We start from the raw sequence: 24,010 nt of genomic DNA on the forward strand, positions 1-24,010 counted from the left end.
CTTAAGATATTCTACCACGACTGTTCATTTTTGTAAAAATATTATACTTTTACTATATTTATTGTATCGCTTCATCAATGGAATTGAACAATGCCTCGACAGAAAGGAACACAAGAAGTTGCGATGAATTTAGAACCTTTTCATCACCCCAAAAGTAAGGCCTCAATGGAGAGTAGACTTCGTGATATTCTTGAGGCTATGGAGTCGGTGAGGCGAGGCGACTTGTCCAAACGCTTGAAAAAAGACCAGTATGATATTTTTGGCGAAATAGCCGATTCCTATAATAGTATGATGGAAGGGTTAAGCAGTTTTACTTCAGAAGTAACCCGCGTTGCCCGTGAAGTCGGTACCGAAGGTAAATTAGGCGGGCAAGCGCAGGTTCCTGGTGTCACGGGAACCTGGAAAGAATTAACCGATAACGTCAATGCAATGGCTGCCAATTTAACCAGCCAAGTGCGCAATATCGCTCAAGTAACCACCGCCGTGGCCAGTGGTGATCTCAATCAAAAAATTACTGTTGAAGTCAAAGGCGAAGTATTGGAATTGAAAAATACAATTAACAAGATGGTGGATAATTTAAGGTCGTTTTCAGGTGAAGTAACGCGGGTGGCGAAAGAAGTCGGTACCGAGGGTAAATTGGGCGGGCAAGCACAAGTTCCTGGTGTCACAGGCACATGGAAAGAGTTAACCGATAATGTGAATGCGATGGCGGCCAATTTAACCAACCAGGTGCGCAATATTGCTCAGGTAGCAACCGCAGTGGCTAAAGGTGATTTGAATCAAAAGATCACCGTTGAAGTTCAAGGTGAAATGCTGCAACTGAAAGAAACCCTGAATAAAATGGTGGATAGTTTGACTATCTTTGCTTCAGAAGTAACACGGGTAGCCAAGGAAGTGGGCACCGAAGGAAAGCTAGGCGGTCAAGCACAGGTGCCTGGGGTTACGGGTACGTGGAAAGAATTAACCGATAATGTGAATGCGATGGCTGCTAATTTAACCAGTCAAGTACGTAACATTGCCCAAGTTGCGACCGCAGTCGCAAAAGGTGATTTAAATCAGAAGATCACTGTAGAAGTGCTTGGGGAAGTGTTGCAACTGAAAGAAACAATTAACAGGATGGTGGATAGTTTAACCATCTTTGCTTCCGAAGTAACTCGGGTTGCCAAAGAAGTGGGCACCGAAGGGAAATTAGGTGGGCAGGCACAAGTACCCAATGTTACAGGTACATGGAAAGAATTAACGGATAACGTGAATGCGATGGCAGCCAATTTAACCAACCAGGTGCGCAATATCGCGCAAGTTACCACCGCTGTAGCCAGCGGCAATTTGAATCAAAAAATTACCGTTGAGGTACGAGGTGAAGTATTGGAATTAAAAAATACCATCAACGACATGGTGGATAACTTAAGATCATTTTCAGGTGAAGTAACGCGGGTAGCGAAAGAGGTGGGTACCGAGGGTAAATTAGGTGGTCAAGCACAGGTTCCTGGGGTAACTGGCACATGGAAGGAATTGACCGATAATGTGAATGCGATGGCTGCCAATTTAACCAGCCAAGTGCGTAATATTGCTCAGGTCGCCACGGCGGTTGCGGATGGCGATCTGAATCAAAAAATAACGGTTGAGGTCAGTGGAGAAATTCTTCAACTTAAAGAAACACTAAACAAGATGGTGGATAACTTAAATCTTTTTGCCGCTGAAGTTACACGCGTTGCAAAAGAAGTGGGTACCGAAGGAAAATTAGGTGGTCAGGCTTCAGTACCGGAAGTCGGTGGTACCTGGAAAGAATTAACTGCCAACGTGAATGCGATGGCTTCTAACCTGACGGATCAAGTACGTAATATTTCAAAAGTTGCGATTGCAATCAGCGCAGGGGATTTGACGCAAAAAATTACTGTTGAGGCTAAAGGGGAAGTGTTACTGCTCAAAGAAACCATCAATAAAATGGTGGATGACCTTAATCGCTTGGCGAGTGAGGTATCCCGTGTGGCGCAAGTAGCGGGTAAAGAAGGCAGATTAAATGAACGCGCTAATGTTGAAGGTGTTGGAGGCAGTTGGAAAGATATTGTTGATAAATTAAATAATCTCTTGAATTCGATTGCGACACCGGTACAAGAAGTGATTCGCCTTGCGGTCGCACTATCCATGGGCGATGTGTCGCAACGAGTCAGTATTGAAACCCAGGGTGATATCAGAACATTATCTGATGCATTGAATAAGTCTTTTGATGATTTAGGCGCATTAATTCGTTTTGCTATGGACAGTTCGACCAAAGTTTCTGGCGCGTCAGTACAATTAGCGGATATCTCAAAGCAGGTTAGTAGTACTTTGCAACAAGCAGCGAGCACCACACAGCAAATCGCTGTGGGGGCGAAAGAACAGGCGAAAAAACTGGAATCAAGTACGCGGATTGTTACGGAACTGTCTAAATCCATTCAACAAGGGGCAACCAATTCACGTACTGCCGCGGAAGTAACCCAAGAAGCCGCAAAACTGGCAAGCAGGGGTACTGATGCAGGAAAACAAGCGGCAACACGGCTTAAGTCTATTGATGATATCGTGAAATCCAATACCGATACAGTCAAAGATTTGGATAAGCGCGCCAAAGAAATTGGGGTGATTGTCGGTACGACAAAAGGTATTGCCGATCAAACAAACCTTTTGGCATTAAATGCCGCAATAGAAGCTGCTCGTGCCGGTGAGGCAGGTCGAGGATTTGCTGTGGTGGCCGACGAAATTAGGAAGCTTGCTGAAGGGACTAAAAAAGCCGCCGTGCAAATTGAGGGTATGGTGAACACCATACTCGAGTCGACCACACAAGTGGTTGAAGGTATGACCACAGGTACACAGAAGGTCACTGAATCCATTGATATTGTCAATGAAGCGTTAAGAATTCTTAGCCAAATTAGTTCGGGTACCCAGGAAATCACAGTCAAGGCTCAGGAAATTTCAACTGCAACATCAGAGCAAGCCAAGGCAGCCCTTGCTGTTGCAAAAACAACAGAAGAGATCTCGGCGACCTCAGAGCAAGCGGCAGTTGGTGCCGAACAGATGTCCTCGTCAATTCAACAACAAACTGCCAGTATGCAACAAATGACGGTGTCCGCTTCGAATTTATCCGTTCTGTCCGATGAGTTAAGAACGGCCCTGAAACGATTTAAAGTAGCCTATATGGCCTCTGAAACACACGTGCTCAGGGGTGAATAATGCCGAATCGATCCTCATCAACTCTTAAAGCTAAAGAACAACAATTAGTGCAACTCATTGTATTTCGATCAGGAAATGAAGAGTTTTGTATACCAATCAGTGACGCACAAGAAATTATCAAGGTCGTTCCCATCACCCCTATTCCTGATTCGCCCTATTTTATACGTGGGTTGATCAATGTGCGTGGCGATATTGTAGCGATTATTGATATTAAAAGCCTATTTTCTCTTCCCACAGCCGTTAACGATAATCCAAAGCATATCATTATTACAAAACAAAATAGTGGGATTTTTGGCCTAATGGTTGATGAAGTCGTTGAAGTTTTGCGTGTAAACGGTGCGGAGATAAATAAAAATCCTTCCAGCATCATCAATATTCATGAAAAATATGTCGGTGGGGTAGTGATTGATGAAAATCGTTTAATTATTTTATTAAATTTAGCGAGTATTTTAGCGCAAGAGGAACTTATAAAGCTATCCGCCATGGAACGTTATTAAACGAATGATTGTACGTGTTCACGACGATACGTCATCTCGAATGTAGTGAGGGAGCTCCAGCATATGGTATGAGCATCCAGTGAATAGGATGCTCAAACAAGAGCTCCTTCGTCGTAAACTCTTCAAAATGACGAGATTGTGAACGAATACGAAATGATTTCTCGGGAAACTCTGACCATCGGGATTTCGAGAGAACTCAGTCGAGCTCATTTGAGGAGAATACGATGGGTAAGAAGGTGATGATTGTGGATGATTCCAATTTTATGCGGACAATCTTAAAAGATATTTTAAATAAACAGTTTGCAGATCTCGATATCATAGAGGCTGATGGCGAAAAAGCAGCCCTACTCTTACTCAAAAAAAAATCACCCGATCTCGTACTACTCGATGTAATCATGAATGCCAGTGAAGTGGAAGGAATTCAGCTCTTAGAAAGCATTCATAATCAATATCCACACATCAATGTATTCATGGTGACATCCGTTGGTCATGCTTCAATTAAGGAACGGTGTAAATCTCTGGGAGCAAAAGGATACATTCAAAAACCATTTGAGACAGAGCAAATTAAACAGGAACTTAAAAAATATTTATAACTTACCATAGGATGTCGTTGATGAATGATGACATGAATCAATACATAGAGGATTTTCTTATTGAGGCAAACAATCATATTAAAAATATGAATTTAGCACTCATCAATTTGGAACGAAAACAAGATAATAAGAAAAACCTACAAGACATTTTTCGCAGCGCTCATACATTCAAAAGTATTTCTGCAACTATGGGATTTCAAAAAATAGCAAAATTAAATCATGCGATCGAAGATTTACTCGATGCAATTCGTACCCAAAAAATTCCACTCAAACTTTGTGTTAATCTTTTATTTAACTGCTTTGATTTTTTAAAAGAGGCCTTAAAAGAAATCTCAGCAGGAAAGCCAGAGCCTGCTACCGAGACAATCATTAAACAAATTAACAGTGTTTTATCCGATGATGAGAGGCACACTGCTGATCTATCGGCAATCAAATCACTGTCGACCTTAGAATCGGTTACCAGCATCGAAGTTAAAGTCGACCGCCTTGATAAATTGCTCAATCTGACTAAAGAATTGCTTATTAATAAAATGAGATTAGACAATTTAAGTGAGACGATTCAATCCCCTGAATTAGCTACAACAGTAGGCATTTTGAATCAAACACTCAATGAGTTACAGTATTACGTCATGCAAATTCGACTCGTGCCTATAGGATTTGTATTCGATCGTTTTTCCCGTATGGTCAGAGATCTCGCGAAACAGCAAAATAAACAGGTTGAATTACGCACTGAAGGCAGAGATATTGAAGTCGATCGTTCATTAATCGACGCTATAAGTGAATCTCTAGCTCACTTAATCAAAAACGCAGTGGATCATGGTTTAGAATCTTCCGACATGAGAAAGGCGAAAAAGAAACCTGCAGAAGGAAGCATCAGTTTAAAAGCGAAACGCCATAAAGAGTCTGTAGTCATTGAAGTCAGCGATGATGGTGCTGGACTTAATCTCGAGGCCATTAAAAATATTGCGATAAGGCGCAATTTATTACCTACAACAGCAGAGAAACTAGAAGTAACAAACGCTATTTTTTATGGGATTTCCACTACAGAAACAGTCACAGATATTTCAGGAAGGGGGCTGGGTTTGTCTATTGTTAAGCAGACCATTGAATCCATTAACGGAACGATTGAAGTCGCAACTGAAAAGGGAAAAGGGACTCAATTTACGATAAAGATTCCTTTAACCTTAACCGTTATTCTTGTTTTGTTGGTACGTCAAGGCGATCAGATTTATGCACTTCCAATCAATAGCATAGAACGTTTAATCACGATATCTTGTCAGGAGACCGCCGCTCTCTTGCATCAAGAAGCTTTTGTGTATGAGCAAATCAATGTCCCTCTTTTGCGTTTGTCCGTTCTTTTTAAGGAAAAGATAACTGCAGAAGAACGCCAATTTATTGTTGTCTTAAGAAAAGAAGAAGAGTTATTGGGTTTAGTTGTAGACGCGCTGCTCACCACAGAAGAAATTATTACTCAACCGATTAATCCAATCATTCGAGGGAGTAAGTTGTTCTCTGGGACGGCATTATTGGGCTCAGGTGAGACCATTTTAATTATGGATATCGACGAGCTTTTCCTATGTTTAAAGCAAAAACATACAGGATAAATCATGATGAAGATAGAGAAACGATTCAATGAATTAATGAGTTTCGCAGCAACAGAAGCGACCTTTGCCTTATCAAAATTATTAAGCCAACAGATAACCTTAACAAGTGCCGATGTCAGTGTCAAAGTCACTGAGGTACAAAGCATCATCAAAGACAGTATTAAAGAGGAGATCGCTCAAATTAATCCTAACTTGGGAGGAGCGATAATCATGACTACTCCTTTGCTTGGTACTTTAGAAGGCTTTGGCTCCTATATTTTACCAAGAACTTCCGCTTTAAGAATCTGTGATGTTCTGTTACATCGGACACTAGGTTCAACACGACAAATAGGGCGTCTGGAGGAATCCGCTCTTTTGGAGACTGGAAATATCGTTGTTGGTTGTTTTTTAAATGCATTAGGTTATGTATCAGTGCTTGATAATATTTTGCATAAAAAAATGACTCTGACGGTGAGCAACCATGATGAGATTCCTAATTTTAATGACATAAGTTCAAATGGTGTCTATCGAGTTCGTATTAACTTTTATATGAAACATATTGTTGAGAATGAACATCAGCGTATTGATATCAATGGAATCTGTGATTTTTTCTTTGATAGTGCTCAAGTTACCGAACTATTAAATATACCGCACAATCCAGAAAAAAGTTGTTGAAATCGGAGTCGATTGTACTGCTTTTTTCAGAGTCCTTGGCACAACGTTTCTCTGAAATAAATCGCTTCGCAAAACCTCTGAATTGCTTATTTACTCCGAATTGACCAAGAAAAGAAAAAAATAAAACAGTTAATAATAAATTAAGATTAAAATGGTACTATATTGGTGTAGCGGTATTAAGTCTCCTAGGTTATAAATCACATCTCTATCGCTACATTTAACTTCTTCAAGAATGCTACCGCCGCGAAATCAATTTAAAAAAACACGGCGACTTGGTATCAAAAAACCATTACAGTAGGTAGCCCGGATTAGCATAGTGTAATCCGGCCTCAGGTTTAAGTGGCGATTAACTTTTAGTGCATGTTTGGGTGCCGCTGTCTTTTCCGGATTGAGATATCCAATTGCCTTGCAAAGACCCGTCTGGTTTTATAGCCAGAGATAATACACCTGAAATGCTATTATCGATTACGCCCCAAAAAGAAGTCGTCAAAAAATTAGTGATATTCGCACTCATTAATCCCGTACCATACAGTACTGGATTACCCGTACTATCATCCCATTCCGAGTTATAAGTATCACCAGTCTGCGATATAGTCAGGGTAAAGTTTTTATTCGCCAATAAAGAGCCATTCCATTGGCACTGATAACTCCCAACAAGAGATGGAGCGGTGCTGGCAGTCTGATTGTCAGCATAAACTGTTGTGATCGTGAAATATAATATGGCTGTTGAAGAGATACTTGCCAATGCTTTCATAACAAACTCCTTGTGTTCATTCACCCCAATACACCAGTCACTTTATGATGATTTTTTACAACTAAATGTAGCGGCCTGATTCTTATTATTTTGTACCCATTTACCCTCCAGAGTACCATCAGGTTTGATGAGGATGTATTGGGTAAAAGTAGTTGTGAGATCTTTAGACCACCAAAATAAAAATGAGAATGCATTATTTATATCTTTATTTTGCAAACCAACCCCAACAATACTTGGCGTGGTGTTATGCATGCCTCTTTTGTACATTTTATAGTTATTGTCACTGCTTTTTTTAATGGTAAGCACTTCTGTGCCATCTGTCGGGTTAGAAAAAGGATCACGAAAATTGCATAAATAGGTACCCGAAATATCGGCTGTTGGAGTTTGAGTTGCAGGGGCATTAGCATCTGCAAAGGCAGTAGGTAAAAATGAGAGACAACTTAATGTTCCAAGTATTATTTTGGATGAAACCCTGTTCTTAGAAATCATAAAAAACTCCTTTTAAATATTCGGTCCAACATCCCTACGTCTAGAAATTGAGTCGTACAAAATTATAGATGATCTTTCATAAACTTACAGGGTAAGGATTACCATCATCCGCCTCGTTTTTGAACGAGCTGAGTCAGATCGCTGAATCCATTAAGACTACAGAATGCTTGATTGTTTGATTGAAACTCAAGATGGCATGTGATTCTTGAGCTTTAACAGTAACTTTTTATTATTAGGTTTTTATTAATTAATACTCTTTAATGTAGATGCAGAAAGCAAAAAGAACGCAGAGGACAGGGAAACGTCTACAGGCGAAGAGTACAAAAACTTTCTTAAAATGATGGTTCAACATCGAGATCGCGGATTGGAGCCAGTTTCTCACTCTCAATCTTCTGAGCATTTTTCCGAACAAGAGCTAAAGGATAAAGAGCCAATGAGGATTTCTAAAAAATAGTTTCCAGTCAGTAACTGTATATTTTCAAAAATTTTTTAATCTCGCCACGGTCTCAACTTGAATCTATAATTAATCAATATGAGCAAAGGATATTGAATATGCCCTACACAACCAAGCTATTAAATGCAAAAAACGAAGAACTGGCTTTTCACACGGTTGTGAAACCTTCACTACGAGGGAGAAAGCATCAGGTTTTTGAGGTTTATATTGGTGAAGGTAAGGAGCGTAAACTCGTGGGGGCAATGGACTACAATGTGAGGCCTCACTGCATTCATATTAATCGTATGGATAATTTTCAAAATGGATTTCCGCCAACAAGTGCTGGCTTTATCAAACACATGGGCTATTTATTTCTTGAGCATGCATTTCGTGAGAGTTTTGCCCGAGGATTTCAGGGGAAATTGGAGTTAGAAGCGATTGAGAAATCTCCTATAGTCTATTTCAAATTTGGCATGAGAAAAGACAGTCGCATGGCCTGTGAAATGGCTGATTTATTCAATGCCATCAATATGATAGAACATTTTAATGAATCAATGCCTCTGGATGAACGAATGTCATTCCGCAGCGAACTTTTTGATCGCTTGTGTTTTGCTAATAAATTGTTCAGCAAAGAGGATCTGGAAACTAAGAAAGCATTGGAAAATGCAATCGATAAAATGCTTGCAGGTGAAACGAAAGGGCCGATATTCGAAGCTAAAGAAGAATTACTTCAATTGATTGAGAAGCGAATGAAATTAATGAAGGAAACGTTCTGGGGGGTGCCTTATCAATTATTAGTTGATAGTGCCGCGTTACACTTAGGGATTCCAAAAGATCAACGCGATAGCCTAACTTTTAAACAAGTGATTGAGTATGGTACTCAGGATCCTGATAATATCGAATTTTCTAATTGGTTAACAAACCCTGAAACTGCTCAATTATCCGCCGAAGAATTTGCTTCTCAATATTTATTGCAAATAAAAAAGAACAGGATGCTAAGCTCAATGCATCTTCCTGAAGCATGGAGGCAAAAAAAGACGGTCGAACTCGGGATTGATCCGCAAAAACCATTTCTTGGAATCGAACATGATGAAGATAAACGTATTCCACTAATCGAAAAAATGATCGGAAAACTAAGCAAAGTACCTTCGTCAAGTCAATTGAATTATCTGTTAGCGGAGCTTAAAGAGAAACTTCTTTCGGGCAAGGATGACGATTCTGAGTCTTTAATACGCGACATTGAATCAATAAAAACAAAAATAGAGCAGAAAAAAACGAGGGCCTCCAAAGTCGATAAAGAAGAAGAATCTGAGGCGAGCCGATTTTCTTTTTGGTCAAATCCGACTGACGTTTATGATGAATTGATGGACTTAGTCGGGCAACTTGAGCAGATTGCAAAAAGCACAGCAAATGAGACGCCACACCAAGCAAAAAATCAATAAAGACACTTGTTCTTCTCAAGGTGTGCAAATAGCGATATCATTGCACAACGGTTAAATATACTCCGCTATGGATATTCGTCTATTATCTCGATATTAAGAAGAAGTCATCATGCCAGCCAACAAATTTCAGCTACCGCTTGTAACCCTCATTGTTATCTCCCTATTAGGTTGTTGTATGGAAATCGATATTTCCTTACCCAGCTTTCCCAGCATCATGACTTTTTTTGGGAGTACAGAAGCGCAAGTCCAAAACACATTAAGCCTTAATTTTTTGGCATTCTGTCTCTCTGGTTTGTTGTATGGACCCTTATCTGAAACTTGGGGGCGACGTGGTTTAATGATTTTTGGAGCAACCTGTTTCTTAATTGGAGCAGTGGGGTGCGTGTTTTCCTTTTCTATATACCAACTCATGTTTTGGCGTTTTATTCAAGGTTTAGGTGCCAGTAGTACTTTAGTGATGGGCTTTGCCATGATCTCTGATCGCTATAGTGGGGAAATGGCAGCACGTTACATTGGTAAAATTAACGCCTATGTTACCATTTTTATGGCAGCAGCCCCTATTTTAGGCAGTGCCATTATCAACTATTTTACTTGGCGAGCGAATTTTTCCTTCATCGCGATTATTGCCCTGATTTCATGGTTTTTTCTGATTTGGCAATTACCAGAAACCAAATCGGAAAAGCAATCTCTAGAGATTTTGAGGCTATTTAAAGATTATTGGACCGTTTCTACTCATGGAAAATTTTTAATCTATGCCAGCATGCCCAATATGTTAGTGACAGCCTATTTAACTTTTGTCGGTAGTGCTTCGTTTTATTATATCAATACGTGTAAATTATCGTATTTCCAATTTGCCATGCAGCAAGGGTTAATTGTATTCCTCTTTTCGCTGACCAGTTTTTATGCTGAGAAAGTAATTTCAAGAATTGGGAGTCGCAAAGCAGTCCATTTGGGGATGGTGTGTTGTGCAATATCGATTGTGCTGTTTACTTATTTTGCGTTCCAATATCCCGATTCGCCCCGTTTGATCACCTTTTCAATGTGTTGGATGGCAGTAGGTTGTGCATTTCCAATGAGCGTGACTTTTGCACAATCTTTAGAAATTTTACCTCATCTCAAGGGAGCCTGCTCATCATTCATTATGTCAACACGATTGTTTATTTCATCCGGAGCCGTTGCGTTAACTGGTCTTTTGTTCGATGGTTCGATGCGTCCTGTTGCGCTTGTTATTGATGGGGCGATCATTCTAGGGATTGGCATGTATTTTATGATTGAGCGAATGATGCTCCCTAAGGAACGTTTATTGGAAGTGGCTTGAGATTCGTTGAATAGGCTAACCAAATTAAGTTCTGGGCCTTAGCCTGTAGCCGTCAAGCTCGGGAAAAAATGTACCCTAACCCTAACCCTAACCCTAACCCTAACCCTAACCCTAACCCTAACCCTAACCCTAACCCTAACCCTAACCCTCTCCCGCGATTTAAGGTCACTTTTTAAATCAAATTCCTCTCGCGGGAGAGGGGATTTTAAGCGCTATCTGAAGCGCATTTTGCGCCAAACGCTCCTGTCCCCCTAGGGGTGAGAAGCGTTTGTCATTTTTATTTCTTAGCTCGACAGCGATGGGTTAAGGCCCAAGCTCAAATTGACTGACCCGTTGAATTTTCATCCCAGAGCTTGTTTGTTTTTATTTGATGATTGTGTTAAAAATCATCTACCTAAGGATGCAACATACTTGCAAATATCCTTTATTATCAAGAGATTTTCATGGACGAAAATAATAATAAATCGCTAACGCTCCATGTTTGGATAGTTTGTGCGTTGGGTTTGTTCATTGATGGTTATGATTTATATATTGCTTCGGTAGCTGAGCCGTTCATTAATGCCCAATACCATCCCTCGTCTCTGATGATTGGCCTCACTCAGGCTGCAGCACCTCTGGGCGCGGTTTTCGGTGCAGTCATTGTGGGTCGATTGGCGGATATGTTGGGTAGGAAAAGCATGCTCATTATCAATCTTATTTTTTTTGTTTTGATTGCCATTTGTTCTGCATTTGCCTGGAGTATCACCTCTTTGTGTGTGTTACGATTTTTACTGGGCTTTGGTGTGGGTGCTGATTATCCGATTTGTGCTGCCTACTTGGCTGAAATGATACCGGCTCGTAAAAGTGCCCAATTTATTGCAATGGCAATGTTTATTAATTGTCTTGCTTCCCCAATCGGCGTCATCGTTGCCTGGTTTTTATTTAAATTGCATCCCCAACTCGATGTTTGGCGGTGGATATTTGCTTCAGGAGCAATTCCGGCGCTCATTGGGTTGTTATTCAGAGCCAAGTTACCGGAAAGCTTTTTATGGAAAGTGCATCAAGGTTTAAAACCCCAATCAAGTCGTTCAGTCTTTAAACATTATCAATTGGTTTTTTCTCCGCGCATGATACGCATCACGGTTTGTCTATGTTCTTGCTGGTTTTTATTAGATATCTCCTATTATGGAATAGGTTTATTCACGCCTTATGTTTTACAAGCGTTTAATCTATCGCAGGAAGCCAATTTTTTAAGTGCTCAAACCGAAGTACTGAAAAGTACTTTAGTGGTTAATGTTTTTGTGTCCCTGGGTGCTTTTGCAGTGATTTTTTTTGTTAATCAGGTATCGCTGATTAAACTTCAGATGATAGGATTTTTATTTTCATTTTTGGGATTATTAATCCTTAGCATAAGCTATTTGTTTCCAAGCCTTGGCCTTATTTTCACCGGCTTCATACTGTTCAACTTTTTTATTAATTTTGGTCCAGGAATTACCACCTATCTTTTGCCTGCAAAGCTCTATAATCCCGAATTCAAAGCGACAGGACATGGATTAGCAGCGGGGACGGGAAAATTGGGGGCGTTTATTGGAACTATATTCTTGCCGATGTTCCAAGCTCAGTTAGGGATCCATCTGACCTTAGCCATTCTTGCGAGTACTCTTTTGCTTGGCGGGTTGTTAACAAGATGGTTAGAACAAGAAGAGAATAAATTGGCTAAGCTACCAGATTCTATTGCCGAAACTACCTTGGTATCCGCGTCTTGAAAGGAGAAGTTATGGATTATCAGTTACGTGAACAACAACACCGTTTTTGGAAAGAACAAGGATTTGTCATCTTGCCCGATTTTCTCTTTTTAAAGGTGAAACAACATCTGCAAACGTGGTGTGATGAATTAACTTCCTGGCCTGAAACACCCGGAAAGTGGATGAAGTATTTTGAAAAAAATGCTAAGGGAGAGCGCCAGCTTTGTCGTATTGAAAATTTTATTGATTACCATAAGGGTATGTATGAGGTTGCCAACAGCGCGCGTACTTTAAACTTAGTTTCTATCTTAATGGGAGAAAAAGCTGCCATTTTTAAAGAAAAAATTAACTATAAATTTCCCGGTGGTGGCGGATTTAAACCTCATCAAGATGCCCCTGCATTTATTAGCTTTAATCAGAGATTTCACATCACCATGATGGTCGCTATAGATGATTGCACTTTAGAAAACGGTTGTTTGCAAGTGGTTCAAGGTGGTGCTAATCAGCCTACAATTCTTCCTCAAGAAGTGGATGGTTCAATAAAAAAAGAGATGGCTGCACAGTTTCAATGGTCGCCAATTGAATGTAAAACTGGAGACGTTATTTTATTTGACTCCTATTTGCCCCATTACTCTGAAGCGAATTGCAGTAATAAACCCCGCCGTGCGATCTTTATTACCTTTAGCAAATTTTCTGAGGGTGGAATTATGCGCGAGGCTTATTATCAGGACAAGAGAGAAAAGTTTCCTCCAGATTGTGAGCGCGATCCCAATAAAGATTATTCAGCAGGTGCTGCAATTTATAATGTTGCTAATCCCATTTCCGAAATGATGCTATGAATACTATGAATGATATTGATCATAAAATTAATAGGGCTTTCCAGTATTTGAATTGCGCTCAGGACATGGAATACATCGGAGAGCCTATTTCACAATTTGAACATGCGTTACAGTGTGCTTATTTTGCAGAACAGGCAGGACACAATCAGGAAGTCATTCTTGCTTGCTTATTTCATGATATTGGCCACTTTGCTGTGGAGACCCAACAAAATAAGATGGCAGATTTAGGGGTTGTGCATCATGAATGGATAGGCGCCAATTTAGCTTATGAGCTGGGATTCTCAGCAAAAGTTGCTTTGCTGATCGGCAATCATGTGAATGCCAAACGTTATCTAGCGGGAAAGAAAAAGGATTATTTTGCACGTTTATCTGCAGCAAGTAAGAAAACCCTTTTCTTTCAGGGCGGAGTAATGTCTGAAGAAGAGATGCTGCTTTTTGAAACCCATATCCATTTCAAAGACATCTTAAGAGTGCGTGTTAATGATGAAAAAGCCAAGGAAATAGGTATGGAGGTTCCCGACCTTGCTTATTATCGTCCTTATTTATCGAAACATTTTGAGGAAACAAAGAAATCATCTGCACCTAAAGGGTTGATTGATTATGTTGATGAGGCATGGGTTGAGCAGCTTCAAGTGTTTCTTGAGAATGAATGCGATGAGAATCGATAGTCGCGCAGGTGAAAGAGGATCCCGCTTGCGCGGGAATGGCAGATTGAGATTAAAATGCCCCATTCTCATTATTGCAACAGGGGATTGACCACCTCGGTTGCAACAGGCGGTGCTGGAGTTAAGAAATAAATAATCAGTAATATCAGAAAAAGAAGTGTCGCAACATAAAATACAATTTTTGCATGATATGTTGATGAAGGATCCGTTCCTTTATAGGTGATGTATCCTGAAATAATGGCAATAATTAAAAAAATAAAAGCTCCAGTCAACATTTTAGCTTTCCTTCTTCAGAGTACTCTTCATTGATCCCAAAGGATTAACAACATGGAGCCATAATTTTTTACTTTAAAAATCACAACTCATCATAATGATTATAGCAGCTCCAATTTCAGAATAAGGTTATTGGAAGGTTCTATGTCAATTGAAGATAAATTCGTTGGCGTAGGGAAGCTTGCTTTTTTTTCACTGTGATTCTCATGAGAATGAAAGAAGAGATTGGGGTTGGATTTATTAATCCATAAAGCCCAAGTATTTAATTTTTTTACGACCATACTATGGTTTTTCGAATTACGTAGTGATTCGCCGAATTCTTCTGATGCAGCCCAATATTGCATTCGTTTAGGTAGGTCTTTAAAGCTTTTAAGCATACATGTTGACGCCATTTCTTCGGCATTTTCGGGGTATAGAGCTGCGTATTTATCGAGATAATAAGCATATTCGCTTGCATTGATTTTATGGGTTATTTTCTCCATATACACTTGATATGTGTTCAATTGTTCTTTAGCTGGTGGCTCATGAAATTGAGAAAAAAAAGCCATTAAATTATCAATAAAGAAATGGATCGCTTCATCGGTTGCACGCAGACCCTCATGTCCGGGTATCGCGCGCATTTGTTTAAAATCCATATCCAAGATATTTTGAAGGTTTTGAAAGTGAGGCATGATGAATATCAGTAATTAAAAATATGATGTGTTATTTTACAGAGTTTTTTTAAATTTTCCGCTTTATTTTCGCTCCTGCTTCATCATCCTTGCTATACTCGAATGAAGCAAGGAAGCGGGGACGTATTCGCAAAGAAGATAAGGGTGATGCAATAATTGCTCTTTATGAAAAAAATATCGACCATTTGAAAAAATGTTACAATAATGCCTGAGCTTTTAAGTCGGTTACCCGATGCCCCAACCAGAGTCTAGAATAAAAATGCACATGCAAACAACATATGAAAAAAAACAACTGTGGATTATTTTACTCATTGTTTTAATCAGTTTTATCGGTTCATCCATTGCTTATCCGATTCTTCCGCCCCTTTTTTTACACGCTACCGATCAGTTGATTATTTCTCCCGAATGGAGTGAAACCGGCAGACGTCTTTTGCTCGGGCTTACCCTTGCAATTTTTCCTCTGGGGCAATTCATTGGTTCTCCCATTTTGGGCAGAAATTCGGATGTTTATGGGCGCAAAAAAATACTGATCATCAGTCTGGCTGGAAGCATGCTCGGTTATGTATTGACCGTTATCTCGTTTGAGATAAACAGTTTCTGGCTGTTATTATTCAGCCGCTTTTTAACAGGATTCATGGAGGGGACTTTTGCTGTGGCCAGGGCATTCGCATCCGAGCTGACGACCATTAATAAGTATGTAAGTTTTGGTAGGATCAACAGTATGGCCGGTATTGGTTACATCATTGGGCCGATAATTGGGGGTTTATTGTCCAATTCACATATGATTCCTTGGTTTTCCTGGTCATTTCCTTTTACTGTTGCCGCACTCGCATCAGTGATTACCCTAGGGCTTGCCTGGTGGAAATTGCCGGAGCATAAAACCCTGGGGATCCCTCAGAAAGAATCCATTTTGAAACAACTCAATATTATACGCCAATTCAAGCTTTTATTTCAGCATCACCCGCATTTGAAACCTTTGCTCATCATCAGTACACTGTTTACCTTTGCAGTAGATATGTTTTATGAATTTGGTCCGGTGTATTTGGCTGGAAAATGGCTTATGTCTCCTAGCATGATTGCAGTTTATAATGGTGCCTTATCCGCATCGCTGGCTATAGGTGCTTCCTGGCTTCCCCATCATCTTTCAAAACATCTACCCATTCATAAAATTATTATTTTGGCGATGCTGACTACTACTTTGATTTTTGCTGCCATGATCACCTTTCAAAATCCTATAGCGATGTTTTTATTTTTTGCACTCATTGGCTTTAGCATCACCAGTGTGGTAACCACTCTGACGATACACATCTCAAATAGAGCACAAGCCTCAAAGCAAGGCGAAGTGATGGGGGCGCAATTAAGTTTGCGTACGCTAGGCGATGCTATTATTTGCTTTGCAGGCGGTTTAATGATTGTTTTATCAATTATCTTGCCCATTGTACTCTGTTGCCTTACTGCATTGGCTGCGAGCATTCTTTGTTTGTTTTTTTTAAAACCGAAGTCATAAATAATCTGGTTCATTAATTTTTTAAAAACTAGTTGAATAGAGGACTTATTTCTTTCTCGGTACGGTTGCTTTCAGTAGGTAAACGACTGGATAAAAACCCATGATGAAGCATGCTTGATATCGGCCATTGCAATTGCTGATGCTCAATTATTTGACCATGGCACGAACTCAAAATGAGTTGTCCCTGATTGTTGAATATAGAAAAATTTCGTTCATCGGGTAAATTTTTTATCGCCTCCATGGATAAAGAGCTCATTCTAGGGTTTGTGATGAGCGCCGCATATAAGGAGTCCATACGGCTTTCCACCGGGCCCTGCATTAATTTAAAATATTTTTGCGCGCAAAGCGATAATGAGGCTGCACTGCCTGCAAGGGTTTTTACCAAGCCTTTTTCCCCGGTAGGCAGGTTTCCTTCTTTCATCAGAAAATGGCCTTCACTATCTGCCAAATAGAAACTATCAAGTTCTTTACGAATATTCAAAGTCCCTAATTTATAGGCTCCATCTTTGCACCCTGTGGGGCCTAACGCATCGGTTACAAGAATAATTTTGTTTTTAACCGCATGGTGTATTAGCGAAATAAATGAGTCGGATAAATGAACCCCATCCCCAATAAGTTCCACACCAGCAGGACAACGCTCAGGGTTCTCAAGTATCCATTGCACGACATGACTTTTGGCATCATGGACAGTGAGTTGGCGTGTTTCTCTACTGCACGATTCTTGACACGCATTCCCGACATGCGTGAATCCGCACGCGCCCGCCGCAATTGCACGATCAATGGTCTTCTTATCTTCTGGATTGCAGTGGCCAATGAATACTTTTACAAAAATACCTTCTTGCTCAAGATTTTTGCTCTGCTGAATAAATTCTTCAGCTCCTGGCAAATCAGGGGCAATGGTTATTTTCCAGTGTTTAATATTGGGTGCAACGCAAATAATATCCCTAAATTGTTCCATACTAATCTTCTCTTGGAGTGCCTCTGGTGCGTGAGCTCCCTTGCAACTCTTTGAAATAAAGGGGCCTTCTAGATGCACACCAACAATCTGAGTAAAGCCAGGTGTAGGATTTTGTCCTTGTTGCGTTACAAAATGATTAATTTGTATCAATGATTTCTTCAGGGAGGGTATTGGCATAGAGACTAGGGTTGCTACTGCATAAGCCAGACCAGTATTGCCTAGCCCTCGGACAATGCGCTCTAAGTGCTCAGAACTCATTTCTTCGCTTAAATCTGCGAAATCAACTCCACCTTGGCCATGAACATGGGCATCGAGCATGCCTGGCATTAAGAAACAACAGCCCTTAGAATCGATAATTTTTTGTTCTTGCAGAGACGATAAATCATCATCAAGATTATAGATTTTTCTTAAGCCATCTTCAGAAACGTACACATGGCTTAGCTCTTTAATCCCGGCATCCTTATAAACATAAATATTTTTAATCAGCATATTCAAATCCTTGTAGGGAACAATACTGGAAATCTTAATTTCATTACACTCAAGCGTTCATACCTATTAAGAGTTGACCTTCAGGAAATGTCCTAGAGTTTCACTGATAAATTAGCTAAAATCGCAAGTCTATAGATCAAGTTTTCTTTATTATTCAGTGGCATCCTGCACAAAGTTCATTGTAACAAAATATGGAAAAGAGATGAATGAGGAAGTGCATCCTGACCCTCTTTATTCTGAATTCTTGTTTATGGTGATATCACTTTTGGAATGGAGAAATTTTTATGTTTGATCGCATTTTTGTTAGGGAAACACCTGAGGGTATGGCAAATAGAGCCGCGCGAGCAATTCAAAAAAAAATCATGGAGAATAATGAGAAAAAAATACCCACTGTTTTGGGACTTGCAACCGGCAGTACTCCTGAACCCGTTTATAAAGAATTAGTGCGTCTGCATCAAGAAGAAAATTTAGATTTTTCATTAGTCATTACGTTTAATTTAGATGAATATTTAGGTTTAGAACCAACCCATAAACAATCATATAGTTACTACATGCATCATCATTTTTTTGATCACGTTAATATCAAAAAGGAAAATATTCACTTGTTGGATGGAACCGTACCACTTCAACACATGGAACAGCATGCAAAAAAATATGAAGAATTGATGCAAGAGGTCGGTGGAATAGACATTCAAATTTTAGGATTGGGCGTGAATGGCCATATCGGTTTTAATGAACCTGGCTCTGCATTGGATTCTAGAACACGAGTGATTCAATTAGATGATAAAACTCGCGAAGCCAATAAACGTTTTTTTAATACAAAAGATGAAGTCCCGACTCATGCAATAACCATGGGCATTGGAACGATTTTGCAACACAGCAAAGAGTGTTATTTGTTAGCATCAGGTTCCACAAAAGCAGAGATTATTGCTGCTGTGAATGCGGCTTCTTCACCGAATCAAGATATTCCTGCAACGGCCTTGTACGCACATAAAAACGTGACCATTATCCTTGATGAAAAAGCTGCGTCTCAGTTACCGTCATCGGTGAAACCCATAAAATCACCCTTGTTATCCCGAAGTATCTATACTTCCAAGACTTCTGAGAAAACAGAATTACATCCTGTTTTAAATTCAGGCTTTAAGTTTGAGCCAAAAAACTTATTACAATAATTCGAATTTAAGAGCAAACCTATTTTAGGGGCTAAATTACTGTCATTCCGCTATGCGAATGACAGTATCAATAATAGGGGGTATTAACAGTTCGATAAATTGCTCAGGAAAAGTGATGAAATCTCAAAGCAAACGCACGACTAAATAAGTATCTTCATTTATTGAGGGATAAATGCTTTAAAATTCATACCTTATTTTTCAAAGTGATCTACTATTTATATAAGTAGTGATACTTGGAGAAAAGAATGCCTACTGCTGCCGAAAACGTAGAGGAAGCAATTAAAAAGAGAGACAAACTGCAAAAAATCTATGAAAATCAAGTCGTTAAGAATTCTCATGAGCAAAAAATGATTCAAGATCTTTATGCTACTTTAAGTCCCTCTTCTAAACGTGAAAATATAGAGAAGTTCAGACAAGAAATGGAGCTTTCCAATACCGCTGCTCATGACACGTACTTGGCTAAATTGGAATTAAATGAAGCTAAAATTAATGTAGCCGAAGCAGAATATAAAAAAGCGGCAGAAGACTTGGATATTCAAAGAGATCAGCTGGCGAAAGAAGGCAAGCTTACTGATGAAAAATCGAATGAATTGAATCAAAAGCGTGAAGAGGCTCATCAAAAATATAAGGAAACAAAAGAACTCCTCGAGGCAGACAGTCAAAAAGCCTATGATTCATATGCACAGACTCATAAAGATAATACGGAAAAATATACTGCTCTTATCAATCCCGAACCCGAAATGACTTTATCCGCACCGGGCAAAACTCAGACCACCCCAACAGTGGTTACCCCATTACCGTCTACCCCCAAGAAAGATGTGACTGTGGCAAGTCCGTTAAGTGAGGCGATTTTTAAGAAATTTCAGGATATCTTTAAAGACGATCCATGGTACAAAAATAATCCATCGAAACAAGGTGAAGATGGCAAACTTAATTTATCCTTTAAATCCGAATCGGATATGAACTCATTTTTTCAAAAAATGGCTGCAGAGCAGAAGGATTCTAGCTTTCTTATAGTTGATTCAAAAACCAACCAAGTGATGGGATACGGAGATAAAGGAAAACTATATCATGCCAACGGAGAGGAATTTAAGTCTGGGGACAAAATGAAACCTGGGGGTACAGCGCTTGATTCATTTAAAATACCGGAGCCGAAAGAACCCACACAAAGCCAGACTTTATCCTAATCAACAAGAGATAAAAGTAGTTTTTAAACCATGCTATTGTTAGGGGCTGTTGACATCTAACCAGCTCCCCGCGTGCCGCGGCTTGACCGCGGCATCCAGTAGATGGAAATGTCAAAAGGCCCTAGTAAATTGCATTTGCTCTTTGTCTCCAGCGCCTTTTTCCTCGTGGTCATCGGTCATTTTTTTATCATTCGGCTCCCTCGTAGCTAAACTCAAATCGTCACACTTATTCTTCTGGCCATACATGTGACAATAAGCATCAACCTCACCTTTGATAAGAGCTTCTAAGCGTGATTTGTAGAACTCTTTTTCATTAAGAGAAGCAATTTTTCCAATAATTTGTTTTAGAAGAAGAGGGGGAATAAAAGTTTGATTTACGCAATTAAGTCGAGGAAGCGCCTCATTCTGCAATAAATTTGTGAATAGGCATTCAGAAAGAAGTTCATAAGCATCTTTTGCTGTTGACCGAGAAATAGGATGTTTCATGAAAAAACTATAATGCTCCTGGCGCCATGCTCGAAAGACCAATCGTGCTAACTTATCACAATATTCTTTAGCTTGATCTATTGAGGGCTCTTCAAATACCAACTGTTGTCTGTGGCTATCGATAAACAAGTTAATTAATTGGAATTTCATACTTTTTTCAAGGTTAATAAATGCGGCATGGTTCAAAAGATGCTCGGTTAATTTGAAACGCAACTCCTCAGGTAAAAGAAAAAATAATTTATCATCTCTCCACAAACATTCCATAGCATCAAACAAGTGCATTAAATGCGCATTAAATTGTTTGATTAATCTAGTTAATTCCTCAATCTCTTTATCATTTGGATCATAAGAATCAGCCAGACGTCTCATCAGATCCTGCTTATGTTGTTTCAGAAAAACGCTCAGTGTTTCACGCGTAAATAGCCTGGAATCATTTGTAAGTAAAAAGGATCGAACGAAAAAATTATACATAAATCGTTCTATTAAGGTCTTATCCTTTTCTTGAAGCAATGTAACAAGAAAAGGGTCATCGTCTTCTCTGGTGTCTAAAAAACATTGCAGCTCTATATCAGCAAGTTTTCTTGATTCCATAATTGAAAATAGAATGTTCCACTTTCTTAAGTCAACTAACTTAGGTGCTAATCTATTCAGTACTGAAGTACCTTCATGCAATCTCGCTTCTGGAATGGCATTAAGATTAGCGTCAGGGAATTTCTTGAGTATGGCTTCGATAACATCCCATTTTAACTTATCAGCAGCCTGCCACATTAACGTAGCACCCTTATTGGGTCCCTTTTCTGGAGCGCTATTGATAATTCTTACATCAGAAAACTTGTTCAGTATTTTCAAAATGATATCCCAGCGTGCGTATGCTACCATTTTTGAAAGGAGGGTCTTTTCCTCATCATCTAAATACAACTCGTGGCGAGGAAAAGCTAGTCCTTCCTCCTCCAGATAGTCAAAAATCTGTAATGCCTTTGGCGTCTTTAATGCAAAATGCCATAAAGAAGGCTTATCTTTAGGATCATAATTTAGTTCAGCACCTAAGCGTACGAGCTCCTTCATGGCTTCAAGGTGTCCCCCCTGGGCTGCTAAAGCCAGTGGAGGGATACCTAATTCCGTATGAAGTTGATTGGGATCGTGCTTTTGTTGCGTAATTAATTCTTGAATCTGATAAATATTTCCTGCTTTTGCTGCTTCATGTAATAAATTGTTCAAGAGGCACCCCATATATAGAAATTTTGCGCATTTTACTGCCATATGATCTATATTTCAACAACTGGATTGGTTTTGTGTCTAAAAAGTCAAATAAAAACCAAAAGCACATGCCTTAATATCTTAGGTTCCGGGTGTCTATTTCGTAAAATTTAGGCGGATTTATAGCTTCCACAATCCGCTAATTACTCCGACCCTAATTGATTGTTATCATTAGGTATTGTATTGTTTTCTAGAGTCGCTTGACATTTAACAGCCTCTAACGAGCTGGTTCAAATAAGGAAGTGCATCAATCATGGATGAAGAAGTAACAACAACCTCCTGGTCTTCCCGATTAAAAGATTCTGTTGCGGATATCCTTATTGGAATTGTGTTGATTGCCGGCGCAATTGTTCTTGTGTTTTGGAACGAAGGACACGCTTTACATAGGGCACAGTCCTTGGCGCAAGCAGAAAATATTCTCATTCCTATACCCAATGCTCCTATCAATCAGCAAAACAATCTCAAAGTAGTTTATTTGAGCGGTTTTGCCACCACTAAAGAAAATTTGGTCGATGCTTTATTAGGGATAACAATCAATGCTATTTGCCTTAATCGTAAAGTTGAAATGTATCAATGGCAGGAAAAAACAGAAACAAGAACGGAATCACTGTCAGGTGGATCTGAAAAAAAAACAAAAACCTATACTTATGATCACACTTGGTCGGAAAGTTTAATTGACAGCACTCATTTTGCAAACCCCACAGGACATCAAAACCCAGCCTCTATGCCGGTTAAGTCGCAAGTACAGTATGCGAAAGGAGTGACCGTAGGTGATTTTTTACTGCCTGATGAGTTGATTAAACAGATTCAGGTCAGTCGACCGGTCAATTTATCTCAGGTCAATAAAGAAAGGCTAAAGGACCAATTAAATAAGCCAGTTGGGCTAAGCAGGGACAATGAATTATATGTCGGACAAGACTCCCAGAATCCCCAGTTGGGTGATCTACGAATTACGCTAGCTGTTGTTGAGCCCCAAACTGTCAGTATTATTGCGCAACAAACTGGAAATACTCTTCAAGCATATCGTGCACCCGCAGGGCAAACAGTCATGCTATTATCCACAGGCGAACATTCATCAGAAGAAATGATTCATCAGGCTCAAGCAGAAAACACGTCACTCGCATGGGGGGTGCGTTTCGTTGCCTTATTTATCCTGATCTGGGGATTTTCTAAGATTGTGACTCCCTTAGTGATTTTAGCCGATGTACTCCCATTTTTAGGCTCCATTGTAAGATCCAGTAGTGGATTTGCTGCTTTTCTATTAGGGACGAGCGTGTGGCTCATGGTGACGGCAATCGCTTGGTTTGCTACACGACCGCTTATGTCGGTTAGTTTAATTGTGATTGCAGTTGTTGGTGGCTATATCATGATCCAATTGAAAACAAAAAGTTCTTCTGTTCCTGTCACAAAAACGCCCCATAATTAGCTTATTTATCAGTTGATGAAGCGAATGAACTAGGAAAATCGTGATCTTGAGACATCGTGTCATCATGCTTTGTGTCTTTATCCACGGTAACGTGTGCTTTTCGATGAAATAACGGATTGAAATGAATGATTTCGGGCTCAAAAGCTCTCTTTTCTATAACGACCGATTTGTGATCTGGATCCTGCGATAAGATATTGTAGCTGTGATTTATTCGCGCTTTTCCTTTGTCTGAATTCAGTCGATGTGCAAGGCTGTTTATTGCCTGCTCGGCACCGTTTATTATTTTTTCGGAACCGTCATATTTTGAACACCATTTGGCGTCCATTCTTTTCATCGCGTATCCATTGTCATCCCTGCGAAGGCAG

At 39.7% G+C, this 24,010-nt stretch carries 21 protein-coding genes; 14 read left to right on the forward strand and 7 right to left on the reverse strand.

Features of this window, described 5'->3' with window-relative positions; genetic code table 11:
- The first annotated feature begins 90 nt into the window (after positions 1-90).
- The 5 genes from OQJ13_RS12735 (at position 91) to OQJ13_RS12755 (ending at position 6,555) form a co-directional block, all read left to right on the forward strand.
- Complete coding sequence (locus tag OQJ13_RS12735) at positions 91-3,207, forward strand: HAMP domain-containing protein (RefSeq protein WP_265711192.1); 3,117 nt, start codon at positions 91-93, stop codon at positions 3,205-3,207.
- Entirely contained in the window at positions 3,207-3,704 is a 498-nt protein-coding gene (locus OQJ13_RS12740; RefSeq protein WP_265711193.1) for a chemotaxis protein CheW, read from the forward strand. Before OQJ13_RS12735 ends, OQJ13_RS12740 begins: the two co-directional genes overlap by 1 nt.
- Before the next feature lie 224 nt (positions 3,705-3,928).
- On the forward strand, positions 3,929-4,297 hold the full coding sequence (locus OQJ13_RS12745; RefSeq protein WP_265711194.1) for a response regulator: 369 nt from the start codon (positions 3,929-3,931) through the stop codon (positions 4,295-4,297).
- Between the two features lie 20 nt (positions 4,298-4,317).
- Entirely contained in the window at positions 4,318-5,901 is a 1,584-nt protein-coding gene (locus OQJ13_RS12750) for a chemotaxis protein CheA (RefSeq protein WP_265711195.1), read from the forward strand.
- A gap of 3 nt (positions 5,902-5,904) precedes the next feature.
- Positions 5,905-6,555: a hypothetical protein gene (locus OQJ13_RS12755; protein WP_265711196.1), complete on the forward strand. Its 651-nt coding sequence runs from the start codon at positions 5,905-5,907 to the stop codon at positions 6,553-6,555.
- Positions 6,556-6,901: 346 nt separating this feature from the next.
- Here the strand turns inward: OQJ13_RS12755 and OQJ13_RS12760 are convergent, their stop codons facing one another.
- Together OQJ13_RS12760 and OQJ13_RS12765 are read right to left on the reverse strand one after the other, a co-directional pair.
- Positions 6,902-7,309 carry a hypothetical protein gene (locus OQJ13_RS12760; protein WP_265711197.1) on the reverse strand — a complete coding sequence of 136 codons (408 nt, stop codon included), beginning with the start codon at positions 7,307-7,309 and terminating at the stop codon, positions 6,902-6,904.
- Between the two features lie 42 nt (positions 7,310-7,351).
- Positions 7,352-7,798, reverse strand: a complete 447-nt coding sequence (locus OQJ13_RS12765) for a hypothetical protein (protein WP_265711198.1) — start codon at positions 7,796-7,798, stop codon at positions 7,352-7,354.
- A gap of 552 nt (positions 7,799-8,350) precedes the next feature.
- Here OQJ13_RS12765 and OQJ13_RS12770 point away from each other — a divergent pair.
- The 5 genes from OQJ13_RS12770 (at position 8,351) to OQJ13_RS12790 (ending at position 14,222) form a co-directional block, all read left to right on the forward strand.
- Entirely contained in the window at positions 8,351-9,673 is a 1,323-nt protein-coding gene (locus tag OQJ13_RS12770) for a hypothetical protein (protein ID WP_265711199.1), read from the forward strand.
- 109 nt (positions 9,674-9,782) lie between these two features.
- Positions 9,783-10,991, forward strand: a complete 1,209-nt coding sequence (locus OQJ13_RS12775; RefSeq protein ID WP_265711201.1) for a multidrug effflux MFS transporter — start codon at positions 9,783-9,785, stop codon at positions 10,989-10,991.
- Between the two features lie 443 nt (positions 10,992-11,434).
- On the forward strand, positions 11,435-12,736 hold the full coding sequence (locus OQJ13_RS12780; RefSeq protein ID WP_265711202.1) for an MFS transporter: 1,302 nt from the start codon (positions 11,435-11,437) through the stop codon (positions 12,734-12,736).
- A gap of 11 nt (positions 12,737-12,747) precedes the next feature.
- Positions 12,748-13,554, forward strand: coding sequence for a phytanoyl-CoA dioxygenase family protein (locus OQJ13_RS12785; RefSeq protein WP_265711203.1), 807 nt, complete (start codon positions 12,748-12,750; stop codon positions 13,552-13,554).
- Positions 13,551-14,222, forward strand: coding sequence for an HD domain-containing protein (locus OQJ13_RS12790; protein WP_265711204.1), 672 nt, complete (start codon positions 13,551-13,553; stop codon positions 14,220-14,222). Before OQJ13_RS12785 ends, OQJ13_RS12790 begins: the two co-directional genes overlap by 4 nt.
- 68 nt (positions 14,223-14,290) lie before the next feature.
- Here the strand turns inward: OQJ13_RS12790 and OQJ13_RS12795 are convergent, their stop codons facing one another.
- On the reverse strand, positions 14,291-14,494 hold the full coding sequence (locus OQJ13_RS12795; protein ID WP_265711205.1) for a DUF1328 family protein: 204 nt from the start codon (positions 14,492-14,494) through the stop codon (positions 14,291-14,293).
- Between the two features lie 99 nt (positions 14,495-14,593).
- Positions 14,594-15,163 carry a hypothetical protein gene (locus tag OQJ13_RS12800; protein WP_265711206.1) on the reverse strand — a complete coding sequence of 190 codons (570 nt, stop codon included), beginning with the start codon at positions 15,161-15,163 and terminating at the stop codon, positions 14,594-14,596.
- Positions 15,164-15,428: 265 nt separating this feature from the next.
- Here OQJ13_RS12800 and OQJ13_RS12805 point away from each other — a divergent pair, with 265 nt between their 5' ends.
- Positions 15,429-16,670: an MFS transporter gene (locus tag OQJ13_RS12805; protein WP_265711207.1), complete on the forward strand. Its 1,242-nt coding sequence runs from the start codon at positions 15,429-15,431 to the stop codon at positions 16,668-16,670.
- Between the two features lie 28 nt (positions 16,671-16,698).
- Here OQJ13_RS12805 and OQJ13_RS12810 read toward each other — a convergent pair whose 3' ends face one another.
- Positions 16,699-18,117: an N-acetylglucosamine-6-phosphate deacetylase gene (locus OQJ13_RS12810; RefSeq protein ID WP_265711208.1), complete on the reverse strand. Its 1,419-nt coding sequence runs from the start codon at positions 18,115-18,117 to the stop codon at positions 16,699-16,701.
- A 284-nt stretch (positions 18,118-18,401) separates the two neighbouring features.
- Here OQJ13_RS12810 and nagB point away from each other — a divergent pair, with 284 nt between their 5' ends.
- Together nagB and OQJ13_RS12820 are read left to right on the forward strand one after the other, a co-directional pair.
- Entirely contained in the window at positions 18,402-19,289 is an 888-nt protein-coding gene (gene nagB / locus OQJ13_RS12815; RefSeq protein WP_265711209.1) for a glucosamine-6-phosphate deaminase, read from the forward strand.
- 245 nt (positions 19,290-19,534) lie between these two features.
- Entirely contained in the window at positions 19,535-20,476 is a 942-nt protein-coding gene (locus OQJ13_RS12820) for a hypothetical protein (RefSeq protein WP_265711210.1), read from the forward strand.
- 111 nt (positions 20,477-20,587) lie between these two features.
- Here the strand turns inward: OQJ13_RS12820 and OQJ13_RS12825 are convergent, their stop codons facing one another.
- On the reverse strand, positions 20,588-22,180 hold the full coding sequence (locus tag OQJ13_RS12825) for an ankyrin repeat domain-containing protein (protein ID WP_265711211.1): 1,593 nt from the start codon (positions 22,178-22,180) through the stop codon (positions 20,588-20,590).
- 292 nt (positions 22,181-22,472) lie between these two features.
- Here OQJ13_RS12825 and OQJ13_RS12830 point away from each other — a divergent pair, with 292 nt between their 5' ends.
- Positions 22,473-23,645 carry a TMEM43 family protein gene (locus OQJ13_RS12830; protein ID WP_265711212.1) on the forward strand — a complete coding sequence of 391 codons (1,173 nt, stop codon included), beginning with the start codon at positions 22,473-22,475 and terminating at the stop codon, positions 23,643-23,645.
- 1 nt (position 23,646) lies between these two features.
- Here the strand turns inward: OQJ13_RS12830 and OQJ13_RS12835 are convergent, their stop codons facing one another.
- Positions 23,647-23,979, reverse strand: coding sequence for a hypothetical protein (locus tag OQJ13_RS12835; protein ID WP_265711213.1), 333 nt, complete (start codon positions 23,977-23,979; stop codon positions 23,647-23,649).
- Positions 23,980-24,010: the final 31 nt, after the last annotated feature.

Source organism: Legionella sp. PATHC035, assembly GCF_026191115.1.
Taxonomy (GTDB): Bacteria; Pseudomonadota; Gammaproteobacteria; order Legionellales; family Legionellaceae; genus Legionella.

Bases quoted from the DNA above. Each gene is read 5' to 3' on its own strand.
- nagB (WP_265711209.1), top strand. From the start codon at position 18,402: ATGTTTGATCGCATTTTTGTTAGGGAAACACCTGAGGGTATGGCAAAT.
- OQJ13_RS12780 (WP_265711202.1), top strand. From the start codon at position 11,435: ATGGACGAAAATAATAATAAATCGCTAACGCTCCATGTTTGGATAGTT.
- OQJ13_RS12765 (WP_265711198.1), bottom strand. From the start codon at position 7,798: ATGATTTCTAAGAACAGGGTTTCATCCAAAATAATACTTGGAACATTA.
- OQJ13_RS12830 (WP_265711212.1), top strand. From the start codon at position 22,473: ATGGATGAAGAAGTAACAACAACCTCCTGGTCTTCCCGATTAAAAGAT.
- OQJ13_RS12820 (WP_265711210.1), top strand. From the start codon at position 19,535: ATGCCTACTGCTGCCGAAAACGTAGAGGAAGCAATTAAAAAGAGAGAC.
- OQJ13_RS12795 (WP_265711205.1), bottom strand. From the start codon at position 14,494: ATGTTGACTGGAGCTTTTATTTTTTTAATTATTGCCATTATTTCAGGA.
- OQJ13_RS12790 (WP_265711204.1), top strand. From the start codon at position 13,551: ATGAATACTATGAATGATATTGATCATAAAATTAATAGGGCTTTCCAG.
- OQJ13_RS12810 (WP_265711208.1), bottom strand. From the start codon at position 18,117: ATGCTGATTAAAAATATTTATGTTTATAAGGATGCCGGGATTAAAGAG.
- OQJ13_RS12835 (WP_265711213.1), bottom strand. From the start codon at position 23,979: ATGAAAAGAATGGACGCCAAATGGTGTTCAAAATATGACGGTTCCGAA.
- OQJ13_RS12775 (WP_265711201.1), top strand. From the start codon at position 9,783: ATGCCAGCCAACAAATTTCAGCTACCGCTTGTAACCCTCATTGTTATC.
- OQJ13_RS12740 (WP_265711193.1), top strand. From the start codon at position 3,207: ATGCCGAATCGATCCTCATCAACTCTTAAAGCTAAAGAACAACAATTA.
- OQJ13_RS12785 (WP_265711203.1), top strand. From the start codon at position 12,748: ATGGATTATCAGTTACGTGAACAACAACACCGTTTTTGGAAAGAACAA.
- OQJ13_RS12735 (WP_265711192.1), top strand. From the start codon at position 91: ATGCCTCGACAGAAAGGAACACAAGAAGTTGCGATGAATTTAGAACCT.
- OQJ13_RS12805 (WP_265711207.1), top strand. From the start codon at position 15,429: ATGCAAACAACATATGAAAAAAAACAACTGTGGATTATTTTACTCATT.
- OQJ13_RS12800 (WP_265711206.1), bottom strand. From the start codon at position 15,163: ATGCCTCACTTTCAAAACCTTCAAAATATCTTGGATATGGATTTTAAA.
- OQJ13_RS12750 (WP_265711195.1), top strand. From the start codon at position 4,318: ATGAATGATGACATGAATCAATACATAGAGGATTTTCTTATTGAGGCA.
- OQJ13_RS12760 (WP_265711197.1), bottom strand. From the start codon at position 7,309: ATGAAAGCATTGGCAAGTATCTCTTCAACAGCCATATTATATTTCACG.
- OQJ13_RS12755 (WP_265711196.1), top strand. From the start codon at position 5,905: ATGATGAAGATAGAGAAACGATTCAATGAATTAATGAGTTTCGCAGCA.
- OQJ13_RS12745 (WP_265711194.1), top strand. From the start codon at position 3,929: ATGGGTAAGAAGGTGATGATTGTGGATGATTCCAATTTTATGCGGACA.
- OQJ13_RS12770 (WP_265711199.1), top strand. From the start codon at position 8,351: ATGCCCTACACAACCAAGCTATTAAATGCAAAAAACGAAGAACTGGCT.